Annotated in this window: 16 protein-coding genes, 2 tRNA genes and 1 riboswitch; of the genes, 8 read left to right on the forward strand and 10 right to left on the reverse strand. The window is 56.1% G+C overall.

Annotated features, from left to right (window positions below):
• Nucleotides 1-219: 219 nt before the first annotated feature.
• A complete protein-coding gene (locus VPK24_RS13670) occupies nucleotides 220-1,770 on the reverse strand; it encodes a trypsin-like peptidase domain-containing protein (protein ID WP_393014145.1) in 1,551 nt (516 codons plus the stop codon).
• A gap of 204 nt (nucleotides 1,771-1,974) precedes the next feature.
• Complete coding sequence (locus VPK24_RS13675) at nucleotides 1,975-3,783, reverse strand: tetratricopeptide repeat protein (RefSeq protein ID WP_393014147.1); 1,809 nt, start codon at nucleotides 3,781-3,783, stop codon at nucleotides 1,975-1,977.
• Nucleotides 3,784-4,148: 365 nt separating this feature from the next.
• On the opposite strand from VPK24_RS13675, the gene rpiA reads away from it, so the two are divergent.
• Entirely contained in the window at nucleotides 4,149-4,859 is a 711-nt protein-coding gene (gene rpiA / locus VPK24_RS13680) for a ribose-5-phosphate isomerase RpiA (RefSeq protein WP_099533153.1), read from the forward strand.
• 448 nt (nucleotides 4,860-5,307) lie between these two features.
• Nucleotides 5,308-6,165 (forward strand): cyanophycinase, encoded by an 858-nt coding sequence (locus VPK24_RS13685; RefSeq protein WP_099533151.1) that lies wholly within the window; start codon nucleotides 5,308-5,310, stop codon nucleotides 6,163-6,165.
• Between the two features lie 258 nt (nucleotides 6,166-6,423).
• On the opposite strand, the gene petM is transcribed toward VPK24_RS13685, so the two are convergent.
• Together petM and VPK24_RS13695 are read right to left on the reverse strand one after the other, a co-directional pair.
• Nucleotides 6,424-6,528: a cytochrome b6-f complex subunit PetM gene (gene petM, locus VPK24_RS13690; protein WP_099533150.1), complete on the reverse strand. Its 105-nt coding sequence runs from the start codon at nucleotides 6,526-6,528 to the stop codon at nucleotides 6,424-6,426.
• 230 nt (nucleotides 6,529-6,758) lie between these two features.
• A complete protein-coding gene (locus tag VPK24_RS13695; protein WP_393014149.1) occupies nucleotides 6,759-7,502 on the reverse strand; it encodes a pentapeptide repeat-containing protein in 744 nt (247 codons plus the stop codon).
• An 847-nt stretch (nucleotides 7,503-8,349) separates the two neighbouring features.
• Between VPK24_RS13695 and VPK24_RS13700 the strand changes: the two genes are divergently transcribed.
• The 3 genes from VPK24_RS13700 to fba all read left to right on the forward strand — a co-directional run bounded on the left by VPK24_RS13700 (nucleotide 8,350) and on the right by fba (nucleotide 11,173).
• Nucleotides 8,350-9,372 (forward strand): glycosyltransferase family 2 protein, encoded by a 1,023-nt coding sequence (locus tag VPK24_RS13700; RefSeq protein WP_393014151.1) that lies wholly within the window; start codon nucleotides 8,350-8,352, stop codon nucleotides 9,370-9,372.
• Between the two features lie 214 nt (nucleotides 9,373-9,586).
• A tRNA-Lys gene (locus tag VPK24_RS13705) sits at nucleotides 9,587-9,658 on the forward strand.
• Nucleotides 9,659-10,099: 441 nt separating this feature from the next.
• Nucleotides 10,100-11,173 (forward strand): class II fructose-bisphosphate aldolase, encoded by a 1,074-nt coding sequence (fba, locus tag VPK24_RS13710; protein WP_393014153.1) that lies wholly within the window; start codon nucleotides 10,100-10,102, stop codon nucleotides 11,171-11,173.
• A gap of 411 nt (nucleotides 11,174-11,584) precedes the next feature.
• On the opposite strand, the gene VPK24_RS13715 is transcribed toward fba, so the two are convergent.
• The 3 genes from VPK24_RS13715 to VPK24_RS13725 form a co-directional block, all read right to left on the reverse strand.
• On the reverse strand, nucleotides 11,585-11,980 hold the full coding sequence (locus VPK24_RS13715; RefSeq protein WP_190355930.1) for an aspartate 1-decarboxylase: 396 nt from the start codon (nucleotides 11,978-11,980) through the stop codon (nucleotides 11,585-11,587).
• 268 nt (nucleotides 11,981-12,248) lie between these two features.
• A complete protein-coding gene (gene dusB, locus VPK24_RS13720) occupies nucleotides 12,249-13,334 on the reverse strand; it encodes a tRNA dihydrouridine synthase DusB (protein WP_393014212.1) in 1,086 nt (361 codons plus the stop codon).
• A 396-nt stretch (nucleotides 13,335-13,730) separates the two neighbouring features.
• A complete protein-coding gene (locus VPK24_RS13725; RefSeq protein WP_393014155.1) occupies nucleotides 13,731-14,432 on the reverse strand; it encodes a hypothetical protein in 702 nt (233 codons plus the stop codon).
• A gap of 528 nt (nucleotides 14,433-14,960) precedes the next feature.
• Here VPK24_RS13725 and VPK24_RS13730 point away from each other — a divergent pair.
• Nucleotides 14,961-15,033 (forward strand) — tRNA-Glu (locus VPK24_RS13730).
• Nucleotides 15,034-15,320: 287 nt separating this feature from the next.
• On the opposite strand, the gene VPK24_RS13735 is transcribed toward VPK24_RS13730, so the two are convergent.
• Nucleotides 15,321-15,761: a hypothetical protein gene (locus tag VPK24_RS13735; RefSeq protein ID WP_099533142.1), complete on the reverse strand. Its 441-nt coding sequence runs from the start codon at nucleotides 15,759-15,761 to the stop codon at nucleotides 15,321-15,323.
• A 197-nt stretch (nucleotides 15,762-15,958) separates the two neighbouring features.
• Nucleotides 15,959-16,059, forward strand: a riboswitch (TPP riboswitch).
• 10 nt (nucleotides 16,060-16,069) lie between these two features.
• Here VPK24_RS13735 and thiC point away from each other — a divergent pair.
• Nucleotides 16,070-17,458: a phosphomethylpyrimidine synthase gene (thiC, locus tag VPK24_RS13740; protein ID WP_099533161.1), complete on the forward strand. Its 1,389-nt coding sequence runs from the start codon at nucleotides 16,070-16,072 to the stop codon at nucleotides 17,456-17,458.
• A gap of 83 nt (nucleotides 17,459-17,541) precedes the next feature.
• Here the strand turns inward: thiC and VPK24_RS13745 are convergent, their stop codons facing one another.
• The gene (locus tag VPK24_RS13745; RefSeq protein ID WP_393014157.1) at nucleotides 17,542-18,807 is read right to left on the reverse strand and encodes a leucine-rich repeat domain-containing protein; all 1,266 of its coding nucleotides are present in this window, start codon (nucleotides 18,805-18,807) and stop codon (nucleotides 17,542-17,544) included.
• Nucleotides 18,808-19,261: 454 nt separating this feature from the next.
• On the opposite strand from VPK24_RS13745, the gene VPK24_RS13750 reads away from it, so the two are divergent.
• Nucleotides 19,262-19,945 (forward strand): hypothetical protein, encoded by a 684-nt coding sequence (locus VPK24_RS13750; protein WP_393014159.1) that lies wholly within the window; start codon nucleotides 19,262-19,264, stop codon nucleotides 19,943-19,945.
• A gap of 11 nt (nucleotides 19,946-19,956) precedes the next feature.
• Here VPK24_RS13750 and VPK24_RS13755 read toward each other — a convergent pair whose 3' ends face one another.
• Nucleotides 19,957-21,015, reverse strand: a complete 1,059-nt coding sequence (locus VPK24_RS13755; RefSeq protein WP_190531217.1) for a hypothetical protein — start codon at nucleotides 21,013-21,015, stop codon at nucleotides 19,957-19,959.
• Nucleotides 21,016-21,116: the final 101 nt, after the last annotated feature.

The raw sequence follows: 21,116 nt of genomic DNA on the forward strand, positions 1-21,116 counted from the left end.
ATTGCAGACAAGGGCCAAGACTCGGAATTCAAGAGCAAAATCCGAGGGCAAAATCCCAGGACAAAATTCAAGGCAAACGGCAACAATCAAGAACTAAAACTTGAAAGTTAGAGCCAAAACTTGAAAGCCAAAAATGCCCAGCGATCAAGGATAACCGCTGATCGCTGGGCATTTGCCGTTTAGAGGGGTTGGTTGCTGGTTAGTTCATGGAACGCTCCCCTAGTTGCTAACCTCGCGCACCGTGAGTTGATAGCGTCCTCGCCCTTGGGGATCATAGGCATTGACGATGATCCGGTAGGTTCCGGTGCTGGGTAACTGCACCACAAGAGCGGCGTTGGTGTTGGTGTCGCTGATGTCGTCGGCATCGGCCAGTTTTTCATCTTGGGGATCCGCCACCATGAGGTAGGGATCAAAGTCATTGCTCTCCAGCAGGATTTCAATTCGTTGGCCGGCCCGCCCATTGAATCGATATTCCTGGTAGGGGCTGTTGTCGGATTGCAGACGGGGCGAACTGGCGGTCAGGCTGCCGGAATCTTGCAGGATGAGGGAGCCGGGCTGTATGCCGGGATTAGTGGCGGCGGGGCCACCCGATCTCGCCCGCAGGGTATAGCGTCCTTGTTGGTTGGTGGCGGCGGTATTTACAAACACGGTGTACAGACCGCTGCTGGGCAGGGTGGCGGTGATGCGGGCGTTGGTTTGGCCGCCGCTGTCGTCGTCCTGGGCTAGCTCTTCTCCGTCGGGATTGAGCACGATCAGGTAAGCATCGAAGTCGCCGCTGGCCAGGTCGATCGTGACTTGGTTGCCCGCTTCGCCCGTGAAGGTGTAAATGTCGTAGAGGGTTTGGTCTTGGCTCAAAACCCGATCGCCCTCGGCCAGTTCGCCGACCAGGGGCTGATTATTCAAAGCCAGGGTGGTGACGGGGATGGAGGGGCGCAAATCTCCCGATCGCGCCTTGGCCAGAAAGTCCAACACGCGATCGGTGGAGATGGCGAAGCCAATGCCGATGTTGCCACCGCCGTCGCGATCGACATAGATCGAAGTGTTGACCCCAATCAGTTGCCCTTTGCTGTTGAGCAGTGGGCCGCCGGAGTTGCCGGGGTTGATGGCCGCGTCGGTTTGAATTAGCCCTTCAAGGTTGTCCAGACGGCTGACAATGCCCACGGTGAAGGTGTTTTGGAATTTGCCAAAGGGATTCCCGATCGCAAAGGCCCGCTGCCCCACTTCCACGGAACCGGGCGGCGCAATGGGCACCACCGGCAACCCACTCGCCCCCCGCAGCTTCAGCATGGCGAGGTCTAGGCTGCCTTCTGCAAATCCCAGAATATCCGCCTCAAATTTTTGACCATCGGCCAACACCACGGTCACGGGGCTGGCGGCATCATCCACCACATGGGCGTTGGTCAGAATCAGGCCATCGGTGCTGACGATGCTGCCGCTGCCGGTGCTGCTGCTGGTTTCGATCGACACAACGGCGGGGCTGGCGGTGCGATAAACCCGCACGTTCACTTCTTCATCGCTGTTGCCTTGGGCCCGGTGACCGGGAACCACGGGGCGCAACGGCTCGATCGACTCGTTCGCCGGGCCCAGCCGTCTTGCATCGGGGGGCATTTGCCGCGCTGCGCCGGGACTGGCTGCCCAGCCAATGGAGCCGATCGAGAGGAGGATCATTCCTCCCAGCCCCCAGAGGGCATGGGGAAGCCGATATGGCGGCATAGGCTGCGATCGCTGATTGATACTCATGGCCCCAAACCCTTCTGCAACGATGGTCACAACGTGGTCACAACAAAACCGCCAGCGCCGGGCCCCGCTGGTGGGTGCGCTGGCGTTGGCATTGTACTTTTCTTGAACTTAGCAGACCGATCGGGAGATACCGATGCGATCGCAGACAAATCCTGTCTTGGTTTCTGTCTTAGCGGCTCGCTGGGTTGGTGGTTGGAAGCTGAAGAACGTGAGGTTAATCAACCGAAAATTCACTCAGGAACGGGGCCCAAAGGGGGCTAGTCCCGATCGCCATTGGTCGATCGCCTGAGCTAGGGCGGGCCGAACCTGCTGCCAAACGCCCGCCCAATCCCGGGGTTGGAGCTGACGAAACAACCGAGCCGTGGGATACCAAGGGCAATCGGCGCGATCGAGCATCCAGCGCCAATTGGGCATCTGTGGCAACAAAACCCAAGTGGGCAAGCCCAGACCGCCTGCCAAGTGGGTGACAGAGGTGTCAACACAAATCACCAAATCCATTTGGGCCGCGAGGGCGGCGGTGTCAGCAAAATCCCGAAGTCGATCGTGCCAGGCCTGGACTTGCGGAAATTGGGCGATCGCCCCGGCATCATGCCCCACTTGCAAGCTATGCAGTTGCACCTCCGGGCAATTCAGATGCTCCACAAATTGGGCTAGGGGAATTGATCGATTGTGATAGTCCCGGCGGCCGTCGCGATTGGCTTGGTAACCACTGGCCCAAGCAATGCCCACATGGAGTCGATCGCGCCGAAAGGTAAATTCCTGCTCTGGTTGCCAGTCCGTGGCCTGGGCTGACAGGTAAGGAATCGATCGGGGAATGGCCGCCAAGCTGGGCGTGAACACCTTAGGCAGGCTCAGGAAGGAAATTTGCCAATCGAAGGCCGGCAGGGCCGCCCCTTGAACCACCACTTGCTCCACCCCTGGCAGGGCCGCCAAAATTCGGGCCGTGGGCTGCGGTGACTCCACCACCACCCTTGCACCCCGAGCCGCCAACAGGGGCAAATATCGCGCAAAGTGCAAAATATCGCCCAAACCACACTGGGCATAGACCAAGATGGTTTGCCCCGCGATCGGCTCCCCATTCCAGGCCGGTTGCTGGAAGGGCCGCCGGGGCAAAACGTTGGGCCAGCGCCATTCAAATTCCGCAAAGCCCCGTTCATAGTCGCCCTGGTGTAACCAAAGGTTGGCCCGTCCCCAGTGAACATCCGCTTCAGCGGGTTGATGGCGGAGGGCGGCTTCGTAGCAGTCGGCGGCGGCGGCCAATTCCGCCAGCTCAAAGTGGCAATTCCCGATCGCTCCCAGGGCCCGCGCCTGCACACCGGGATCGGGCGGAGCCAGGGTCAGCCCCCGTTGGTGGGCGGCGATCGCCTCCCGAAATTCTTGGCGATAAAAACAAACCCGTCCCAACTGGAACCAAGCACCGGGATAGTGAGGATCCAATGCCAACGATCGCTGAACCGCTGCATAGGCCAGCTCAGGATCGTCCCCTGTGTCGCGATCGAGCGCAATCCAACTTTGTAGCAGGTGGGCCAGGGCGCGATCGGGGTTGCGTTGCAAGGCCTGCTCGATCGCCGCCGCCGCTTCCGGCCACCGACATTGCTGGCAAAGACTTTGGGCCAGATAAAGATGCAAGTCCGGTAGCTCAGGATTAGCCTGAATGGCTTGCTGATAGTGTGTGGTGGACGTTGCCCAATCCTGTTGTTGCAGGGCAATGGTGCCCCGATTAGCCCAGACTTCTGCCCAATCGGGCCGATAGTGCAAGGCCCAGCCATAGGCGCGATCGGCCGCGGCCCACTGACCTTGCCCCTGCAAACCATTGCCCAACCAACGGTAAGGCTCTGGGCGATCGGGAACCAGCCGAATGGCCCGTCGGGCTTGCTCGATCGCCCCTTGGGCCTGGCCCTGTCGCCAAGCCGCCTCGGCCGCCGCCAAAGCCTGGTCAAACTCCATCACCAGCATTTTCAAGGCGATCGGGGGTGCAGTCTTGGGGGTGATTGCTGCGATCGTTTCTTCCTGTCTGGGGGCTGTGGTTTCGCCTGCTTGCATGGATCTCCTCGCATCTGCCCGCATTTGGCTGCTGATAACCGGGCTGGCTCAATCTAGTGGGTTAAATCGGGCTGGGTAAATCTAGTGGGGTAAATCTAGTGGGGTAAATCGGGCTGACCGAACTTGATCGCTTGGATTTTCTTGATCGCTTCAATTGGCTTGATGGAATCTGAATTGATGGAATTTGGCTGATGACACGACACCTGTTCCAGGTCGCGGTTTAGGGCCTGGGTTTCCGGATCCCGCTGCAATCTCGGCCGCCGGAACTCGCGATCGGGTCAGCCATCCGGTGTTTAATTGAACCCGGTTTGCATAACCCGATCCCCCTGAGATCAATCTTTCAAAACTTCACAGGAGTTTGACCCATGAGCCAGCTCGATCCCGCAACCATCATGAAGCAACAAGTGGCCCGGGCCGCCGTGGCCCGCGTTAAGTCGGGAACCGTCGTGGGGTTGGGCAGCGGCTCAACGGCGGCCTTTGCGATCGAATATTTGGGCGATCGGCTCAAGTCCGGTGAACTCACCGACATCATCGGCGTGCCCACGTCGTTCCAGTCGGAAGTGCTGGCCAAGCAGTTTGGCATTCCCTTGGCCACACCCAACGATGTGGATCGGATTGATGTGGCGATCGACGGGGCCGACGAAGTGGATCCGCAAAAGAACCTGATCAAGGGCGGCGGCGCAGCCCACACTCGGGAAAAAATTGTGGACTGCTTGGCAGCGGAATTTATTGTGGTGGTGGATGCCAGCAAATTGGTCGATCGGCTGGGAACCACCTTCCTGTTGCCTGTGGAAGTGTTGCCCATGGCTTTGGAACCGGTGAAGCGGGCGATCGTCGCCCTGGGTGGTGAGCCGCAATTGCGGATGGCCGTCAAAAAAGCCGGCCCCGTGGTGACGGATCAGGGCAACTTGGTTCTGGATGTGAAGTTCCCCAACGGCATTGACGATCCCGCCACCTTGGAAAAAGCCCTGAATAATATTCCCGGAGTTCTGGAAAACGGCCTGTTTGTGGGAACCACAGACTGCGTGCTGATTGGGGAAATTGTGGACGGGGAACCGCAAGTCCGCCAAATGTAGGATGAATGCCGTCTGGGCTAGATCGGGGTGGGTAATGCCCACCCTGCTATCGAGTCAAGGTCTAACTGAATGCCTGACTCAGTAACTGGCTGAATGTCTGCCCCATCGCTAACCAATTCATAGAAATTCATTAGTCGTTGAGCAACACTCGGACGATTGAAGGGCCCGCGATCGCCATCATGGTCCATTCTGTCGGTCAAAATCTTTGCCAATTGCAGGATAGAAAGATGATTAAATATCTGTGCGATCGCTAATTACTCCTAAGTTGAGTCTTGTGCGCGATCCTTGCCCGAATGTTTACCTGTTTCGGTCATTCGGCAGAATGACAATCCAGTCAAAATTGAGCGCAGAGTGAAGCGCAGGGTTGAGTGCCAATGCCATCTGCAACCACTCAACGCAAGAGATCATGGCTCCTCAATTTGGCTCTCCCCCTCGCACGTTTAAGCCCATGGTGCAAGCTCACACGCGAATGTTGGATCGTTCAGTTCCCCAAGCCGTAAAAGCCGCAGTCATGGTCATTGGCGGCGCAGAAGACAAGATTCACGGTCGTGAAATTCTGCACGCCTTCTTTCAGCGATCGGGCGGAACCGGTGCCAGAATCGCCATCATTCCGAGTGCTTCGCGGGAGCCATCGGTGATTGGCAGCAAGTACCGCATGATTTTCGAGAGCATGGGAGCCGAGTCGATCGAAATTCTTGATGTGCGCGATCGCGACCAAGGCTCCAACGAAAGCTATCTGGAATATGTCTACAGTTGTACGGGCGTGTTCATGACCGGTGGCGATCAGTTGCGGCTGTGTGGCCTGCTGGCGGAAACGCGGCTGATGGAAAGCATTCTGGAGCGGGTGCGGCGACGGGAAATTTCCCTGGCCGGAACCAGTGCCGGGGCGGCGGTGATGGGCCACCACATGATCGCGGGCGGTGGCTCGGGCGAGTCCCCCAATCGATCGCTGGTGGACATGGCCACGGGGTTTGGTGTGTTGCCCCATGTGATTGTGGATCAGCACTTTCACAACCGAAATCGGATGGCGCGGCTCTTGAGTGCCGTGTCCCTGCATCCCGATCGCTTGGGCATTGGCATTGATGAAGATACCTGCGCCTGTTTTGAGGATGACGGTTCGATCGAAGTGCTTGGTAAAGGCACGGTCACCATCATTGACCCAGGCGACATCACCTACACCAATCAATCCTTGGTGGGAGCCAACGATCCCGTTAGTCTGCATCACCTCCGCCTGCATGTGCTCAGCTATGGCGATCGATACTCAATTCCCATGCGGCGTGTGGTCAGCACTGGGCAACCGCGCTAGTCGTTAAACCATTTCCGTGATCTTCCGTGATCTAACGACTCTCGCGCTCTTGGGCTAATCCAACCGAAAGAGCACTGTTCAAAACCACAAAACCCAGCCTCAGTGATGTACCGGGGCTGGGTTTTGCGTTTGAGCTTTGAAATCTTGACCCGATCGCGCGAACCGGCATTGAACGGGCAGCGAATTGAGAATCGAGGATTGAGCCGATCGACGCTGGACTAGCCACCGATGAAATCGGCAAACGCTGTTCCAAGTTGCCTACTTATCGGCTCCTTGCAACCGCAGCAACAGGAAACCACCGCCCAAGCCAATCAAAATCAAGGTGAATGCCAAAAAAGCCGTGCTAAAAATTTCGCCGCTCATGGTGTTATTTCGGTTTCGGTAACGTGCCTCGCCATTGTATCAACGCGCGTAGGACTGGGACTCGAATTGAGACTCGAATTACGGCTTGAATAGCGGCTCAAATTGCGGCCCGAATTGCGGCTCAAATTGCGGCCCGAATTGCGGCCCGAATTGAGACTTGGATTCAGCCCTTTGCTGGCTTCCCCTGCGAGCCAACTGGTGGCCTGGCTGGCCGCCCAACCCAGCCAAACTTACGGTGCGCTGCGAATCAGCAGAGCGGTGCTTTCCTTTTGGGTTGCCAAAATAGTGCCCTGCAAGCGAGCGTTTTCCAAGCGGGCATTCGCCACATTCGCCCCATGCAACTTAGCAAACCGCAAATCAGCATTGGTCAGGTTGGCTCCGGCCAAGTCAGCCCCTTCCAAGCTGGCGCGACTGAGGGAAGCGTTGTGTAAATTCGCATCCCGCAAATTAATCCCCGCCACATCCATCGGCACATCCATGTTGCCGTAGCTGGCCTGTTGCCACCGCAGCAACCCGGCCATGGTCTGGCGAGCATTGTTCAGGTTGGCCCCAGCTAACTCGGCCCCTTCCATATTGGCTCCCAACAGGTTGGCATCCTGGAGATTGGCCGAGCGCAAATCCGCCAACACCAATCCCACCAGGGTCAAATCCGCCTGTTGCAGGTTGGCTTGGGCGAGCTTAACTGCGTGCATCCGCGCCTCGATCGCGCTGGCCCGGCTCAAGTTAGCGGCCGTCAAGTCCGTGCGCCACAGTTTGGCTCCATTCAAATTCGCCCCTTGCAGGTTGGCCCCGGCCAGATCAAGATCAGACAGGTCAGCACCACTCAGGTCACAATTTGCGCAACTTTTGGTTTCCAGCAGTTGGCGCACATGGGCAGGGTTTTCCGCAACGCTCGGGAGCGCCGTCACTGCCAATGTGCTGGCGAAGAATGCAACGCCCGCCACTACTTTCGTTAACACTTGAACTGAATTCATTGCGCCTTCCCCTCGTTCAACCTGCCTCTAATATCTAGGATAAATTGGGTGGGGGCGGTGACCGCTTGCTGTTGCGGAATGCGATCGTTACGCTTTAATACGCCGGCCGCCATTACAGAGCAATGGTGATCTCGATCGCACATCCCATCAAATACCCTTGGTTTCCATTGACTCGCGAAATTGTGCGGCAAAAAATCGCGATGTGACAGTTTTTGAACCAGATAAATCAACGGTTCCAGGCTTTAGTTCGGAAATCCGTCCCTACAGCGCAAAATTAATCCAGTGATTGATCGCGCTGATCATCGCTGCCTCGCCAGATCAAAGTAAATCAACGCTTGTGGGGATCGATTTTGTTAAGATCTGCTGAAAAAAAGGATTCCTCTCCAGCAAGAACCCTATCGATTTGTCCTTTATCTCAAATTCAGATTTGCAGAATGTAAAGAATAGATTGCTGTTTTCGTGAAACCATAATCGACTGAGCTAAACGGTGCTGCTGACTTTCAACTATTAATCTGAGTATCGATCTGAGTACCGATCTGAGTATTGATTTAAGTATTGACTTGAGCATTGATTACGCTCGCGGATCCAGTGCTGACTTAGATATCGACCCGATATCCACCAGATATTTACATCCAAGCGATCGGGGCTGGGCCAAAGTATCACTTGAGGGTCAATTGGAAGATTGGCTAAAGCCTGGATCTGAGCAACATCAAGTTTCGATGAAGATTCTTGACCGTTGCGCAAAATATAGCTGGCCGCCTTGGCCCATGGTTCTGTTGCGGTCTGCCCCAAGGGCGGTAGGCTAAATGCGGGCGATCGCCCCTAGCGTCTTCCTGGCGACTGAACCGTGACTAAGCTGATTATTCAGATTCCCTGCTTCAACGAAGAAGAAACCCTGGGCATTACGCTCCAAGCCTTGCCCCGCGAGGTGCCCGGCTGCGATGTGGTGGAGTGGTTGGTGATTGATGATGGCAGCGTTGATCGCACTGCTGAGGTGGCTTTGGCCCATGGGGTAGACCACGTTGTGCGACTGTCCACCAATCAGGGACTGGCAAAGGCGTTCATGGCCGGTTTGGATGCTTGCCTGAAGGCCGGAGCAGACATCATCGTTAATACCGATGCGGACAATCAATATTGTGCCGATGACATTCCGGCGCTGGTGTTTCCAATCCTGGCCCATCAAGCAGAGATGGTGATTGGGGCCCGCCCGATCGCGGAAATTGAGCATTTCTCGCCCGTCAAGAAGGCCCTGCAAAAGTTTGGCAGTTGGGTGGTGCGCTTGGCCAGCGACACGGACATTCCCGATGCACCCAGCGGCTTTCGGGCCCTGAGTCGGGAGGCGGCCCTGCGGGTCAATGTGTTCAATGGCTATACCTACACCCTGGAAACGATTATCCAAGCGGGGCAACAGGGAATCGCAATTGTTTCCGTGCCGATTCGCACCAATGGCTACTTGCGCCCCTCGCGCCTGGTGAAGAGCATCCGCAGCTACATCCAACGATCGATCTTCACGATCCTGCGGATTTTCATGACCTACAAGCCCCTGCGATCGTTTCTGATTTTGGGGACAGTTCCTTTCTCGATCGGGGTGTTGCTGGGAATTCGCTGGCTGCTGCTTTACTTTAGCGGCTCACCCCGGGCCCACGTGCCTAGCTTGATCCTGGCGGCGATCGGGATCTTGGTGGGAGTGCAGCTCTGGATTTTGGGATTGGTGGCGGATTTGCTGGCCGTGAACCGCAAAATGCTCGAAGACATCCAACTGCGGGCCCGCCGGGCAGAAATTGAAGCCGCCCGCCAAGGAAGCGATCCTCCGGTCAGCGGCCCCCTGGCTTCGCTATATCCCATGCATGACAACCGTTCCAGCCGCTAAAGTGACCTTGGATCATGTCGCACACGCCAAAATTTGATCGACTGGCGGATCAATTTGGCGCAATTTGGCGCAATGATTTGCAACGATCAGTTGACGGGCTTCAAAAAGCCTGCTAGATTAATCACCCGTGTTCGGAATTTCACTGCGACACCCAACCAGCCCGGTTGTTCTTGCAGTTCCCAACACCGCCTCATAGCCCCCAAAAGGGCGATGGGGGTCGCTAACTCAACGGTAGAGTACTCGGCTTTTAACCGATTAGTTCTGGGTTCGAATCCCAGGCGACCCATTTTTTAGAATCCACAGTCCCCCAAAATAGTCTTCGGAGATAGTCTTCAGACCCTGTCTTTGGGATCCTGCTCTGGATTGAACTGCCTGGATCTCTCCACACTCCACCATGCCTGCGCAACACCCCAAGGGCTGGTTTTGGGCGATCGAGTCGATCGGGAGATCAAGTCACTTTCCAAAACTCCCTGCCAAAATTCCCTGCAACTCAGGATTTTCCACGGGCCAGAATCGCCCGAATCCTGTCGAGATCAGGTCTCTAGGCTTGGTTGATCGGGCGTTGGGTCAATTCAAGATCTCCAAAACCGCCAAATCGTCGAAATTTTACTTCTTGCTTCCAGAAAAACAGAGGGGCTGGCAACAATTGTTTTAAGATTAGTGCCAAGCACTCGACCGGCCGAGAGTTATCGAGGCATCGATATAAATCTATCTTAGGAGGATTCCTATGGCGCTCGTACCCATGCGGCTTCTGCTCGACCACGCGGCAGAAAATGGCTACGGCATTCCTGCCTTCAACGTCAACAACATGGAGCAGATCCAAGCGATCATGCGGGCAGCCGATGAAACCGATAGCCCCGTGATCCTGCAAGCGTCGCGTGGTGCTCGTAACTACGCTGGCGAAAACTTCCTGCGTCACTTGATCTTGGCAGCTGTGGAAACCTATCCCCACATCCCCATCAGCATGCACCAAGACCACGGTAACGAGCCGGCCACCTGCTACTCGGCCATCAAAAACGGCTTCACCAGCGTGATGATGGATGGCTCGCTGGAAGCTGATGCGAAGACCCCCGCAAGCTACGAGTACAACGTGAACGTGACCCGCGAAGTGGTGAAAGTTGCCCACTCGCTGGGTGTGAGCGTGGAAGGCGAACTGGGTTGCTTGGGTTCGCTGGAAACCGGCATGGGCGAAGCAGAAGATGGTCACGGCTTTGAAGGCAAGCTGGATCACTCCCAACTGCTGACCGACCCCGATGAAGCAGCCGACTTCGTGGAAAAAACCCAAGTGGATGCTCTGGCAGTGGCGATCGGCACCAGCCACGGTGCTTACAAGTTCACCCGCAAGCCGACCGGCGAAATTCTGGCCATCAGCCGCATTGAAGAAATCCACAACCGTCTCCCCAATACCCACTTGGTGATGCATGGTTCGTCTTCGGTTCCCGAAGATCTGCTGGCCCTGATCAACCAATATGGCGGCACGATCCCTGAAACCTACGGCGTGCCCGTGGAAGAAATCCAAAAGGGTATCAAGTGCGGTGTGCGCAAGGTGAACATCGACACCGACAACCGCTTGGCGATCACCGCTGCGGTGCGCGAAGCGCTAGCTGCCAACACCAAGGAATTTGACCCCCGTCACTTCCTGAAGCCCTCGATCAAGTACATGCAAAAGGTGTGTGCCGATCGCTATAGCGAGTTCTGGACCGCTGGCAACGCTAGCAAGATCAAGCAAGTCTCGGTGGACGAGTTTGCTCGCAAGTATGCCAAGGGTGAATTGGTGGCCAAGGCTGCTGCCAAGGTCTAAAAGGCTTGATCGAGAAGTTGGGTGATGAATGATTCAAAATGAATCGGGTGATCGCCCAACTCTGCCTCCGATGCTAGCAAGATCAAGCAAGTCTCGGTGGACGAGTTTGCTCGCAAGTATGCCAAGGGTGAATTGGTGGCCAAGGCTGCTGCCAAGGTCTAAAAGGCTTGATCGAGAAGTTGGGTGATGAATGATTCAAAATGAATCGGGTGATCGCCCAACTCTGCCTCCGATTGATCATTAATTGGTCATTGATTAATCACTAAGTTTTTGACCCAAAAAGGACAATAGCGGTGAAGCCAAGTGCCTCGCCGCTATTTTTTCTGTTTAGGGGGGTTGCCTTTGGGTTATTTGCCCTTGGGTTTGTGGCTTGGGTTGATTGTTGATGTCGATCGGCCAACAGCAACAAGCTTAATGAACCGGAACCACCCAATCGTTATGGCCCGTCAGGTTGCCGCCTTGAATGTGGTATTGCATGGTGTCAGCAATGGCATTGTTTTCATCACAAAAAACAACGGGAGCCGTGAAGGGTCGATCGCTCAAGCGATAGGCGATCGCTAAACATTTGTCGCCCACTTCTCCCAACCGCGCAGAACCACCATTGAGCGTAAATTCGCCCGGCCCGGCAGGAATGGCGTAGGTGACCCAACGTTCACCATTGCGCAGATTAACCAAATGCACTTGCTCATAGGCTTCAATGCCAGCTCGCTCCATCAACGCCGCATCAATGCCGACGCTGCCGTTGTAATCCACACTTTTGTCGGTGACGCGGATACCGTGAATTTTCCCGGAAACAAAGGTCTTCATAAACAAAACTCTCGGGTCTGAAACCCCGCCCTTTTAGGGCAGATTTGCACTACAGTTGAACACATACCGAGGGGCATCCGGGAATTTAAGCCTGTGGAGCAAACATAAGACCGAGAAACCTTTGGGGTGGAGGCAGTTGCTAAGAAGCAGGAATCTAAGTCGTGAGGCTTAGAGAATCCCCGCTCCTTTAGGGCGGGGAGTATGTCAATTCAGAGTCTTTCCTGTTTCAGGGCCTTTTAGTTGACAGGTTCTGAGGAGTCGATCGGGGCTAGGCCAAAACGGGTTCGTTAATTGGCTCGTTTGGTTGTTCTGATTCTGGGCCGATCGTGCCGAATTCGGCTTCGTGGCGTTCAATTTGGGCAATGGTGCGATCGATCAGGGCCACCCCTTCGGCGGCCGTTTCAATCCGGCAGAGTTGGCCGCGCAACTCCGCTGCCCCATAGAACCCCTTGGCATACCAGGTCATGTGCTTCCGGGCTTGGCGAACACCCCGATCGCCCTTGTAAGCGGCCAACATGGTCAGGTGTTCTTGGGCACAACGCAACCGCTCGATCGGGCTGGGCTGGGGGCGCAACTCGCCGGTTTTCAGGAAATGGTCAATTTCACCCACCAAGAACGGATAGCCCATGGTTCCCCGCGAGCACATCACCCCATCCGCGCCGGTTTCCGCCAAACAACGCACCGCAGCCTCCACGGAAAAAATATCCCCGTTGGCAATGACCGGCACGGAAACCGCTTCCTTCACCCGTTGAATCCAAATCCATTTGGCGGGACCGTTATAGCCCTGGGCCCTGGTGCGACCGTGAATGGTCAGCATGGCTGCGCCGGCCGCTTCCATCCGCCGGGCAAAATCCACGATATTAATTTCGCTTTCGTTCCAGCCAATCCGTGATTTTACGGTGACCGGCACGTTCACCGCCGCCACCACAGCCCGCACGATCGCCTCGGCCGTTTCTGGGTCGCGCAACAGGGAAGAACCGCCACCGTTTTTGGTGATTTTGTTCACCGGGCAGCCCATGTTGATGTCCACGGTGTCGGCCCCTTCTTCAACGGCCATTTGGGCCGCCTCGGCCAAAAATTGCGGGCGACAGTCAAACAGTTGAATGCTGATGGGGCGCTCTTCGGCGGAAACCTCCATGATTTGCGGAAGCTGCCGTGCGTAGTGCAGCCCGGTGGCGTTCACCATTTCGGTGTACATCATCGAGGTGGGTGCATAGCGCCGCACCAAACGCCGAAAGACCAAATCCGTGACACCAGACAGGGGCGCTTGCAACACGCGGCTCTGAAGGGTGACGGAACCAATTTGGAGTGGTTCGGCCAAACGGGCTTTGAGTTCAGGGGATAGGGTCAACATGGGCGATCGAAAGGGGCGATCGAGGCATTGGTCACCGGCTGCAACCGTGGGCAATGCGATCGGGACAGGAAACCGTGGCTGAGGGATGGGGAATTTCCCCTAAAAGTTGGCTTTTGAATATCGCCTAAGAAATATTGCCTAAGAAATATCGTCTCAAGAGGATGTCTGGAAAGTGTCTTTCGACACGGACCAAGCATCAACCGTCGCGAGGCAAGGAGCTTAAGCCCCTTGTTTATGTTGATCGCTGGGGCCCGCAAGGTAGCCAGTTGGGCTGTTCAGACATTCCCTAAAAATCTTGTTTTAAATCTTTCTTCAAGAATACATGGGAATTTGATCGCCCCTTCTGGAAATCGAGCGGCGGCGACAGGGCCTTAGATTGGCACTGTTGCCAAGGATTCATCGCTTCGTGGGGGCCCCAGCGGGCGGCAGTTCTCCACCGATGACGGTTGATCGCTCAAAGAGCAACTGTCGAGCGCGGGCAGCTCCCAATTCTCCATAAACTCGCAAGGTGTAGGAACCGGGCGGCAAGGGGCCGATCGTGCCGGTAATTTGGTAATCGCATAGACAGCGACAATGTTCCCCCTCATTGCGTTCCACGACGGTGATGATCGATTGGCCGCCTTCGCGATCGAGGGAGCGATCGAGCACAAAAGCCGCACAGCAGGTGTAGGTCAAATCATGGCCAAAGACCAGCGTTCTGCCTTCGGTGCTGATGGCGATGTTGCTGACCAACTCTCGTCCCAAGGCCAAGGGGGAACGGATCAACCCCTCGGATGCCCCACTTTTGCAGGTTAGGGCCCGAGCCGCCGCCCAAAGAGGCGCAACCGCAGGCGATATCGAGGCATCTTCGCAACCGGAAACCGAATAGTCAAACTTCAGCTCACGATCCGGGCCGGGCGCAGTCACCCGGGGCGCAGGCTGAGGTTGCCCAACCCGGTCGATCGCTCCCGGGAGCGCCTGGGCCACCGCCGATCGCCCTTGATCAATCGCCTCAATGGCCAACAGGGCCACACAACCCAGCACCACAGCCCAGCCCAAGGGTGATCGGAAGGGCGATCGCTGGCCCGATCGGTCACGCGATCGATGAATTTGTTGCATTCCCCCAATCCTCCCTTGCGCCTCGTGCAATTTACCAGCTCCCGATCGCCCCAATACTCCACTGATTCATGGCCGCCTGTCGCCATTCCGCCAGGGTGGCCAACCAATCTCGCTCGATCGCCCCAGACTTCCGCAGTCAAACATCAAGCAGGCTGGTTTGGGATCTGGCCGGCGCTGAATCGGGCTGGTCTTGGATTTTGTCTAGGATCTGCTCCAATCATAACGATCACCCCCGGGCCGGAGTCATCTATCAAAGCAATTGCCATAGCGGCCTGAACCGGTGCATCGTGCAGGTTAATGAATTGACCGCTGGCTGACCCGAGCGATCGGGATGCTGAGATCAATTGTTAACGATTGTTAAGAATTAATTGAGTGCTTGACACTTCTAGAGGAGTTCGCTAATTTAGATATCGCGAAAGGCGCGGACGGCAAGCAAAACGCGAGCGAAACGCCCACAGCAAAAGAACTCAAGCGATGGTAAAGTAAGTTTACCGAGCCTGAGCGCTCCGAGCGAAAGCTCAATGATACGCCCCCATCGTCTAGAGGCCTAGGACACCTCCCTTTCACGGAGGCGACGGGGATTCGAATTCCCCTGGGGGTATCAAAAATAAAACTGACTAGCAAGACGGATCACGCCGGAAGTTAGGAAGGATTAAGAGTCGAGAGTCTGTCGTAATTACGACAGGCTCTCAGCCCATTGGGGGATTCCCGTAATCCTTGGGTGTTCCCAGGGGGGACAGGGTTAGGGCGATCGCCCGGGTTAGGGTTGGGAGACCCAACCCCTACGGCGATGGAAATGACGACAGGCCCTAAGCCCCTTGTCTAGGGCGGCGGCGACCGTTGAGGTATGGAAACAACCGTTATTCCAGGAAATCGACCCTAACGCCCTTACAGAACCGCGCCGAGTTGTCGCTCCAGTTTCCGAATCAGGCCCGCACGACTGACCACGGTGGCCGTTTGCCGCTCGATGCGCACAAACACACGCCCCGAAAACCACTTGCGCCAGGAAGCGCGTTCATAAACCTGGATGCCGGTGCGATCGCCCAGCACGGTTGTGGGATCCACCGTCACAAATTCCCAGCTCGTGAGCAGTTGCTCCAGTTGCGTTTGCAGATCATTGCCCGATCGCACCGTCAGCTCCAGCGAAGCCGTGCGGTTGAAATAAGCCCCCAACAGCCCCAACACCAGCCCGATCGGCAAGGCTGTTTCGATCGCCTCCAGACCCAACCGTCCACCAAACAGCAACGGCGCACTCGAGAAAGTGGCCACCACCGTCGCCATCACGGTGTAGTAGACAAATGTGAACAAAAATCCTGGCCCCTGTGGCATGGTCTGGCGACTCCGTACAACGTTTCCAACACAATTTCCCACCCAATTTAGACGCGATCGCCCGCCAATCAAACCCCGATCGCGATTCTGAGGCTTTCCCTAAATTGATCCTTTCCCAGTCGATCCCCGCCCGGTTTTCCAGCCCATGGCAGCCAAGGCAAAATGGTAGGATGAAACCTCAGCGCCAGCTCCACCACTGGCCAAGCTAGGGGTGTCTGGGATCCTTGCCCAGGCTGAGAACACACCCTTAGAACCTGATCCGGTTCAAACCGGCGTAGGAAAGCTACTTTTTTGAGGAACCAAATATGTTGCGTAGCGAATGGGTTGCCAAGCGTCGCGGTCAAGAAAACGTGTCGCAAATGCACTACGCACGTCAGGGCATCATCACCGAGGAGATGCTCTACGTTGCCCAACGCGAAAACCTCACCCCCGAACTGATTCGCGACGAGGTGGCCCGCGGCCGGATGATCATTCCGGCTAACATCAACCACCCCAACTTGGAGCCGATGGCGATCGGGATTGCCTCCAAGTGCAAAGTGAACGCCAACATCGGCGCATCGCCCAACTCCTCCAACCTGGCCGAAGAAGTGGCCAAGCTGGAACTGGCGGTGAAGTATGGCGCGGACACCGTGATGGACTTGTCCACCGGCGGCGGCAATCTGGACGAAATCCGCACGGCGATCATCAACGCCTCGCCCGTGCCGATCGGGACGGTGCCGATCTACCAAGCCCTGGAAAGCGTCCATGGTCGGATCGAAAACCTGACCGCCGATGATTTCCTGCACATCATCGAAAAGCACGCCCAACAAGGTGTGGACTACATGACGATCCACGCCGGGATCTTGATTGAGCACCTGCCCTTGGTCAAGAGCCGGATCACCGGCATCGTGTCGCGTGGCGGCGGCATCATCGCCCGCTGGATGCTGCACCACCACAAGCAAAACCCGCTCTACACGCACTTCGACGACATCATCCAAATCTTCAAGAAGTACGATGTGTCCTTCAGCTTGGGCGACTCGCTGCGCCCCGGCTGTACCCACGATGCGTCCGATGAAGCGCAATTGGCCGAGCTGAAAACCCTGGGCCAACTGACTCGCCGCGCCTGGGAGCACGATGTGCAGGTGATGGTGGAAGGCCCCGGCCATGTGCCGATGGATCAGATTGAGTTCAACGTGAAGAAGCAGATGGAAGAGTGCTCCGAAGCGCCTTTCTATGTGTTGGGGCCGCTGGTGACGGACATCGCACCGGGCTACGACCACATCACCAGTGCGATCGGGGCGGCCATGGCCGGCTGGTATGGCACGGCGATGCTCTGCTATGTCACGCCGAAGGAGCACCTGGGCTTGCCGAACGCGGAAGACGTGCGCAACGGTTTGATCGCCTACAAGATCGCGGCCCACGCGGCGGACATTGCTCGCCACCGGCCCGGCGCGCGCGATCGGGACGATGAACTCTCGGCCGCTCGCTACAACTTCGATTGGAACAAGCAGTTTGAGCTGTCCCTCGATCCGGAGCGGGCCAAGGAATACCACGACGAAACCTTGCCGGCCGACATCTACAAAACCGCTGAGTTCTGCTCGATGTGTGGGCCGAAGTTCTGCCCGATGCAAACCAAGGTGGATGCGGATCAGTTGACGGAGCTGGAGAAGTTCCTGGCCAGCGAAGCCGCGAAGAAAGACCTGGTGGCGGCTCCGTAAGGGTCAATCACTGGACTGATGGGTGGCTCGATCAAACCTAACGGGGCGATCGCGCCGCCTAGCTAGCAAGGGGTGGGATTTTCCTACCCCAGTTTCCAGCACTTGGGATCCAGCCATATTGTCTGTTCTTGTAGTTGAGCGATCGACTCCGGTAACTCACTCAGTTGGTTGTCTTGGAGGTCAAGACTTGTCAGATTTTTCAGTTCAAGGATGACTGCTGGTAGCTCAGTCAGTTGGTTGCCTTTGAGGTAAAGCTCAGTCAGATTTTTCAGTTGCCCAAGCTCTGCCGGTAGATCAGTTAGTTGGTTGCCATCGAGGGAAAGACTTGTCAGATTTTTCAGTTGCCCAAGCTCTGCCGGTAGATCAGTTAGTTGGTTGCCATCGAGGGAAAGACTTGTCAGATTTTGCAGTTGTCCAAGCTCTGCTGGTAGCTCAGTTAGTTGGTTGCCATCGAGGGAAAGACTTGTCAAATTTTGCAGTTGTCCAAGCTCTGCTGGTAGTTTGCTTAGTTGGTTGCGCCTGAGGTCAAGCGTGGTCAGATTTTGTAGTTGCGCGATCGCTGCCGGTAACTCCCTCAGCGGGTTATGGCTGAGGTAAAGCGTGGTCAGATTTTGTAGTTGCGCGATTGCTGCCGGTAACTCCCTCAGTTGATTGAAGTTGAAAAACAGCTCTTTCAAATTTTTCAGTTGCCCAAACTCTGCCGGTAGCTCGCTCAGTTGGTTGTAGCTGAGAACCAGTTCAGTCAGACTTTGCAGTTGCCCAAACTCTGCCGGTAGCTCGCTCAATTGGTTGATGTAGAAGGAAAGCTTTGTCAAATTTTTCAGTTGCCCAAACTCCGCTGGAAGCTTACTCAGTTGGTTTCTGTCGAAGTCAATCTTGGTCAGATTTTGCAGTTGCCCAAACTCTGCCGGTAGCTCGCTCAGTTGGTTAGAGCAGAGAGACAGCTCACGCAGATTTTTTAGTTGCCCAAACTCTGCCGGTAGCTCGCTCAGTTGGTTGTAGCCGAGAAACAGCTCTTCCAAATTTCGCAGCTGCCCAAACTCTGCTGGTAACTCTTTCAGTTGGTTGGAAGGGAGATTAAGCAGTCTCAGATTTTGTAGTTGACCAATTTCTGCTGGTAGTTCTCTCAATTGGTTGTCGCTGAGCAACAGCTCGATCAGATTTCTCAGTTGACCAATTTCTGCTGGTAGCTCTCTCAAAGAACACCCGATGCGTAGCTCAGTCAGATTTTGCAGTTGACCAATTTCTGCTGGTAATAGGGCAGGCCCCCGCCCCCACCAAATAGCCAACTGCGTTCGTTCCTCCGCTTTAGCCTGCTCCAGCAGCGCCAACAACTCCGCTCGTTCCATGCCGCCGCCCCCTTACATCACCGCTCCCATTGTAGGAGCCTATCCCCAACATCCCGTAGGGGCGCATCGCCATGCGCCCTCCGATACGCAAGATCTCCGAGGATCGATTCATTTCCAGCGATCGGCCCCGGCGGAGGGCGTACCGCTGTACGCCCCTACCTGGTTTGGGAAAAATGATTTTCGTGGGGCCAGATCGCCATGCGCCCTCCGTTACGCAAGATCTCCGAGGGTCGATTCATTTCCAGCGATCGGCCCCAGCGGAGGGCGTACCGCTGTACGCCCCTACCTGGTTTGGGAAAAATGATTTTCGTGGGGCCAGATCGCCATGCGCCCTCCGTTACGCAAGATCTCCAAGGATCGATTCATTTCCAGCGATCGCCCATCACGACAAGCCCACCCCAAAAATGCAAGACTGAATTGCCCAGCCGCCCGATCGCGATTGGAGTCTCAAACCATGCTGAAACGACCCATCCTCGATCCCGATCGCAACTACACCTTTCGGTCTTATTTTGAATTGCCCTACGAAACCGATGAAGTCCTAGCCGAATTTGGCTATGAACTCAGAACCGATCGGCTCGCCTTGCCCCACAGCCCAAACTTGCCCCCACGCCTACCAGCTATTGCTCAAGAAATCGAAGAGATTTTGCGCCTAACCCTCCTATCTTCCGAGGCTGCAAAACGCGAATTATTAATCGCGCCAATCATTGCAGAAGTGGCGCGATTCTGTCGTTGTTCACTTCGTATTGAATACAACCTGACGGTGAACCAATGGCTGAAAGGAGAACTGGATTATCTGTTGCGATCGCACCCTACTCAACCCGAGACCAAGCAAGATTCTGTTTTGGTGATTGAAGCCAAACGCGATGACTTAACCAGGGGGTTCACGCAACTGGCCGTAGAATTAATCGCCCTAGCCGAAGTGGAACCGGGCGATGTGTTTTATGGAGCCGTCACCACCGGCAATATTTGGCAATTTGGCCGGCTCGATCGCCCCACTCAAACCATCACCCAAGATCTGCAACAACGCTCAATCTTCAGTAATTTGCCAGAAATTGCCAGCATCCTCGTGGGCATCCTCAAGCCGATCGAGGCAAGCTCCCACCAATCCCCAGCCGAATCAGCCCCTCGATCGGGATGATGGCCATGGTTCTAGCGTCCCCAGATCCAATGCAAGAGCAGAATCAGCAAATACACCACCGCCAAAATCGCCAGACCATAAAACAGAATCGATCGCTCGTCCTTGGGGCTGGGTAGCGAGGGATCCGCCTCCACCGGACAAAAACGCACTAAACTCCGATTTACAAAAGCCTCGCCTAACACAGGATTGCTGAAATAGGCCAACAGTTGCTTACCCAACGTGGTTTCAATGCCCAGCCCATCGCGGGACACACCCACGCGGGAAATACCCCCATAGGCAAAAGCAGCCAGCTCCCGCACCGGTTGCTGGCTCCAAAAAGAGGGCAGGGCGATCGCGCAAAGTCGGGTACTGGTCACCAGCAACACCGCCGGCCCGTCATCAATGCGCACGGAAACCACGTCAATGAGCTGTTCTTCCGGTGCGTTCAGGAAATACACCAAAAATTCCGCCAGCTTAGGAATTGCCCCCTGCATCGGGAAACCCAGTTGGCCCGTTTCCGCCAGCCAATCTTCATAGACCTTTTCCGGTTGAATCAGGTCGATCGCCTCTTCGGGGTTGGGATAGGTCGGCTCAGGATAAATCGGCGGGAGTTGGGGCGCGGGGGCTGGGTTGGGCGCGGGGGCCGGCGCAACAAACCCGGTATTCCCCGGATCGTAGGTGGCGCTGATCTCCGAGGGGGCGGGGGCTGGGCTGGGGGCGATCGTGTAGCTGGGCGAACCGGTCAGGCCCAGAGCGCTCAACGGGGGTGTGGCCAAGGACATGCCAGAGCCATCATTGGCCAGATAGAGGGCATCGGTCCAGGTGGGTGCGCCGGCCCCGGCCGCCCAACCGGAGACCCGCACCACGCCCACGGGTTCCACCTTCAAGATGTTCATGCCCTTGCGAACAAAGGTCATCAGCGCCGGGCGATCGGGGGCGCGATCGGCCCCTAACAGATTCAAAATTAGGCAATTGCCATCAAGGCTCACTTCCACCGCAATCCCCGCCGTCTGTAACTTGCGGTTCATGAGGGTGGCGATCGCCTCTACATTGCCCTGCCGGGCGAGCAGTAACAATTCCGTCTGAGACATAGACCGGTGGTTCAATTGCCTGAAAGCCTGGAGGCTGCTCACCCAATCAACAGGGCCCGGGGGCTGCTGTTGGCCGGAAGCGCCATTTCTCGCAATCATAC

The sequence above is a fragment of the Limnothrix redekei LRLZ20PSL1 genome (assembly GCF_043235035.1).
GTDB lineage: Bacteria > Cyanobacteriota > Cyanobacteriia > CACIAM-69d > CACIAM-69d > CACIAM-69d.

Coding starts and splice junctions, on each gene's coding strand:
- VPK24_RS13745 (WP_393014157.1), bottom strand. CDS start 18,807: ATGGAACGAGCGGAGTTGTTGGCGCTGCTGGAGCAGGCTAAAGCGGAG.
- VPK24_RS13695 (WP_393014149.1), bottom strand. CDS start 7,502: ATGAATTCAGTTCAAGTGTTAACGAAAGTAGTGGCGGGCGTTGCATTC.
- VPK24_RS13725 (WP_393014155.1), bottom strand. CDS start 14,432: ATGCAACAAATTCATCGATCGCGTGACCGATCGGGCCAGCGATCGCCC.
- petM (WP_099533150.1), bottom strand. CDS start 6,528: ATGAGCGGCGAAATTTTTAGCACGGCTTTTTTGGCATTCACCTTGATT.
- rpiA (WP_099533153.1), top strand. CDS start 4,149: ATGAGCCAGCTCGATCCCGCAACCATCATGAAGCAACAAGTGGCCCGG.
- VPK24_RS13735 (WP_099533142.1), bottom strand. CDS start 15,761: ATGCCACAGGGGCCAGGATTTTTGTTCACATTTGTCTACTACACCGTG.
- VPK24_RS13685 (WP_099533151.1), top strand. CDS start 5,308: ATGGTGCAAGCTCACACGCGAATGTTGGATCGTTCAGTTCCCCAAGCC.
- VPK24_RS13755 (WP_190531217.1), bottom strand. CDS start 21,015: ATGTCTCAGACGGAATTGTTACTGCTCGCCCGGCAGGGCAATGTAGAG.
- VPK24_RS13715 (WP_190355930.1), bottom strand. CDS start 11,980: ATGAAGACCTTTGTTTCCGGGAAAATTCACGGTATCCGCGTCACCGAC.
- VPK24_RS13750 (WP_393014159.1), top strand. CDS start 19,262: ATGCTGAAACGACCCATCCTCGATCCCGATCGCAACTACACCTTTCGG.
- fba (WP_393014153.1), top strand. CDS start 10,100: ATGGCGCTCGTACCCATGCGGCTTCTGCTCGACCACGCGGCAGAAAAT.
- VPK24_RS13675 (WP_393014147.1), bottom strand. CDS start 3,783: ATGCAAGCAGGCGAAACCACAGCCCCCAGACAGGAAGAAACGATCGCA.
- dusB (WP_393014212.1), bottom strand. CDS start 13,334: ATGTTGACCCTATCCCCTGAACTCAAAGCCCGTTTGGCCGAACCACTC.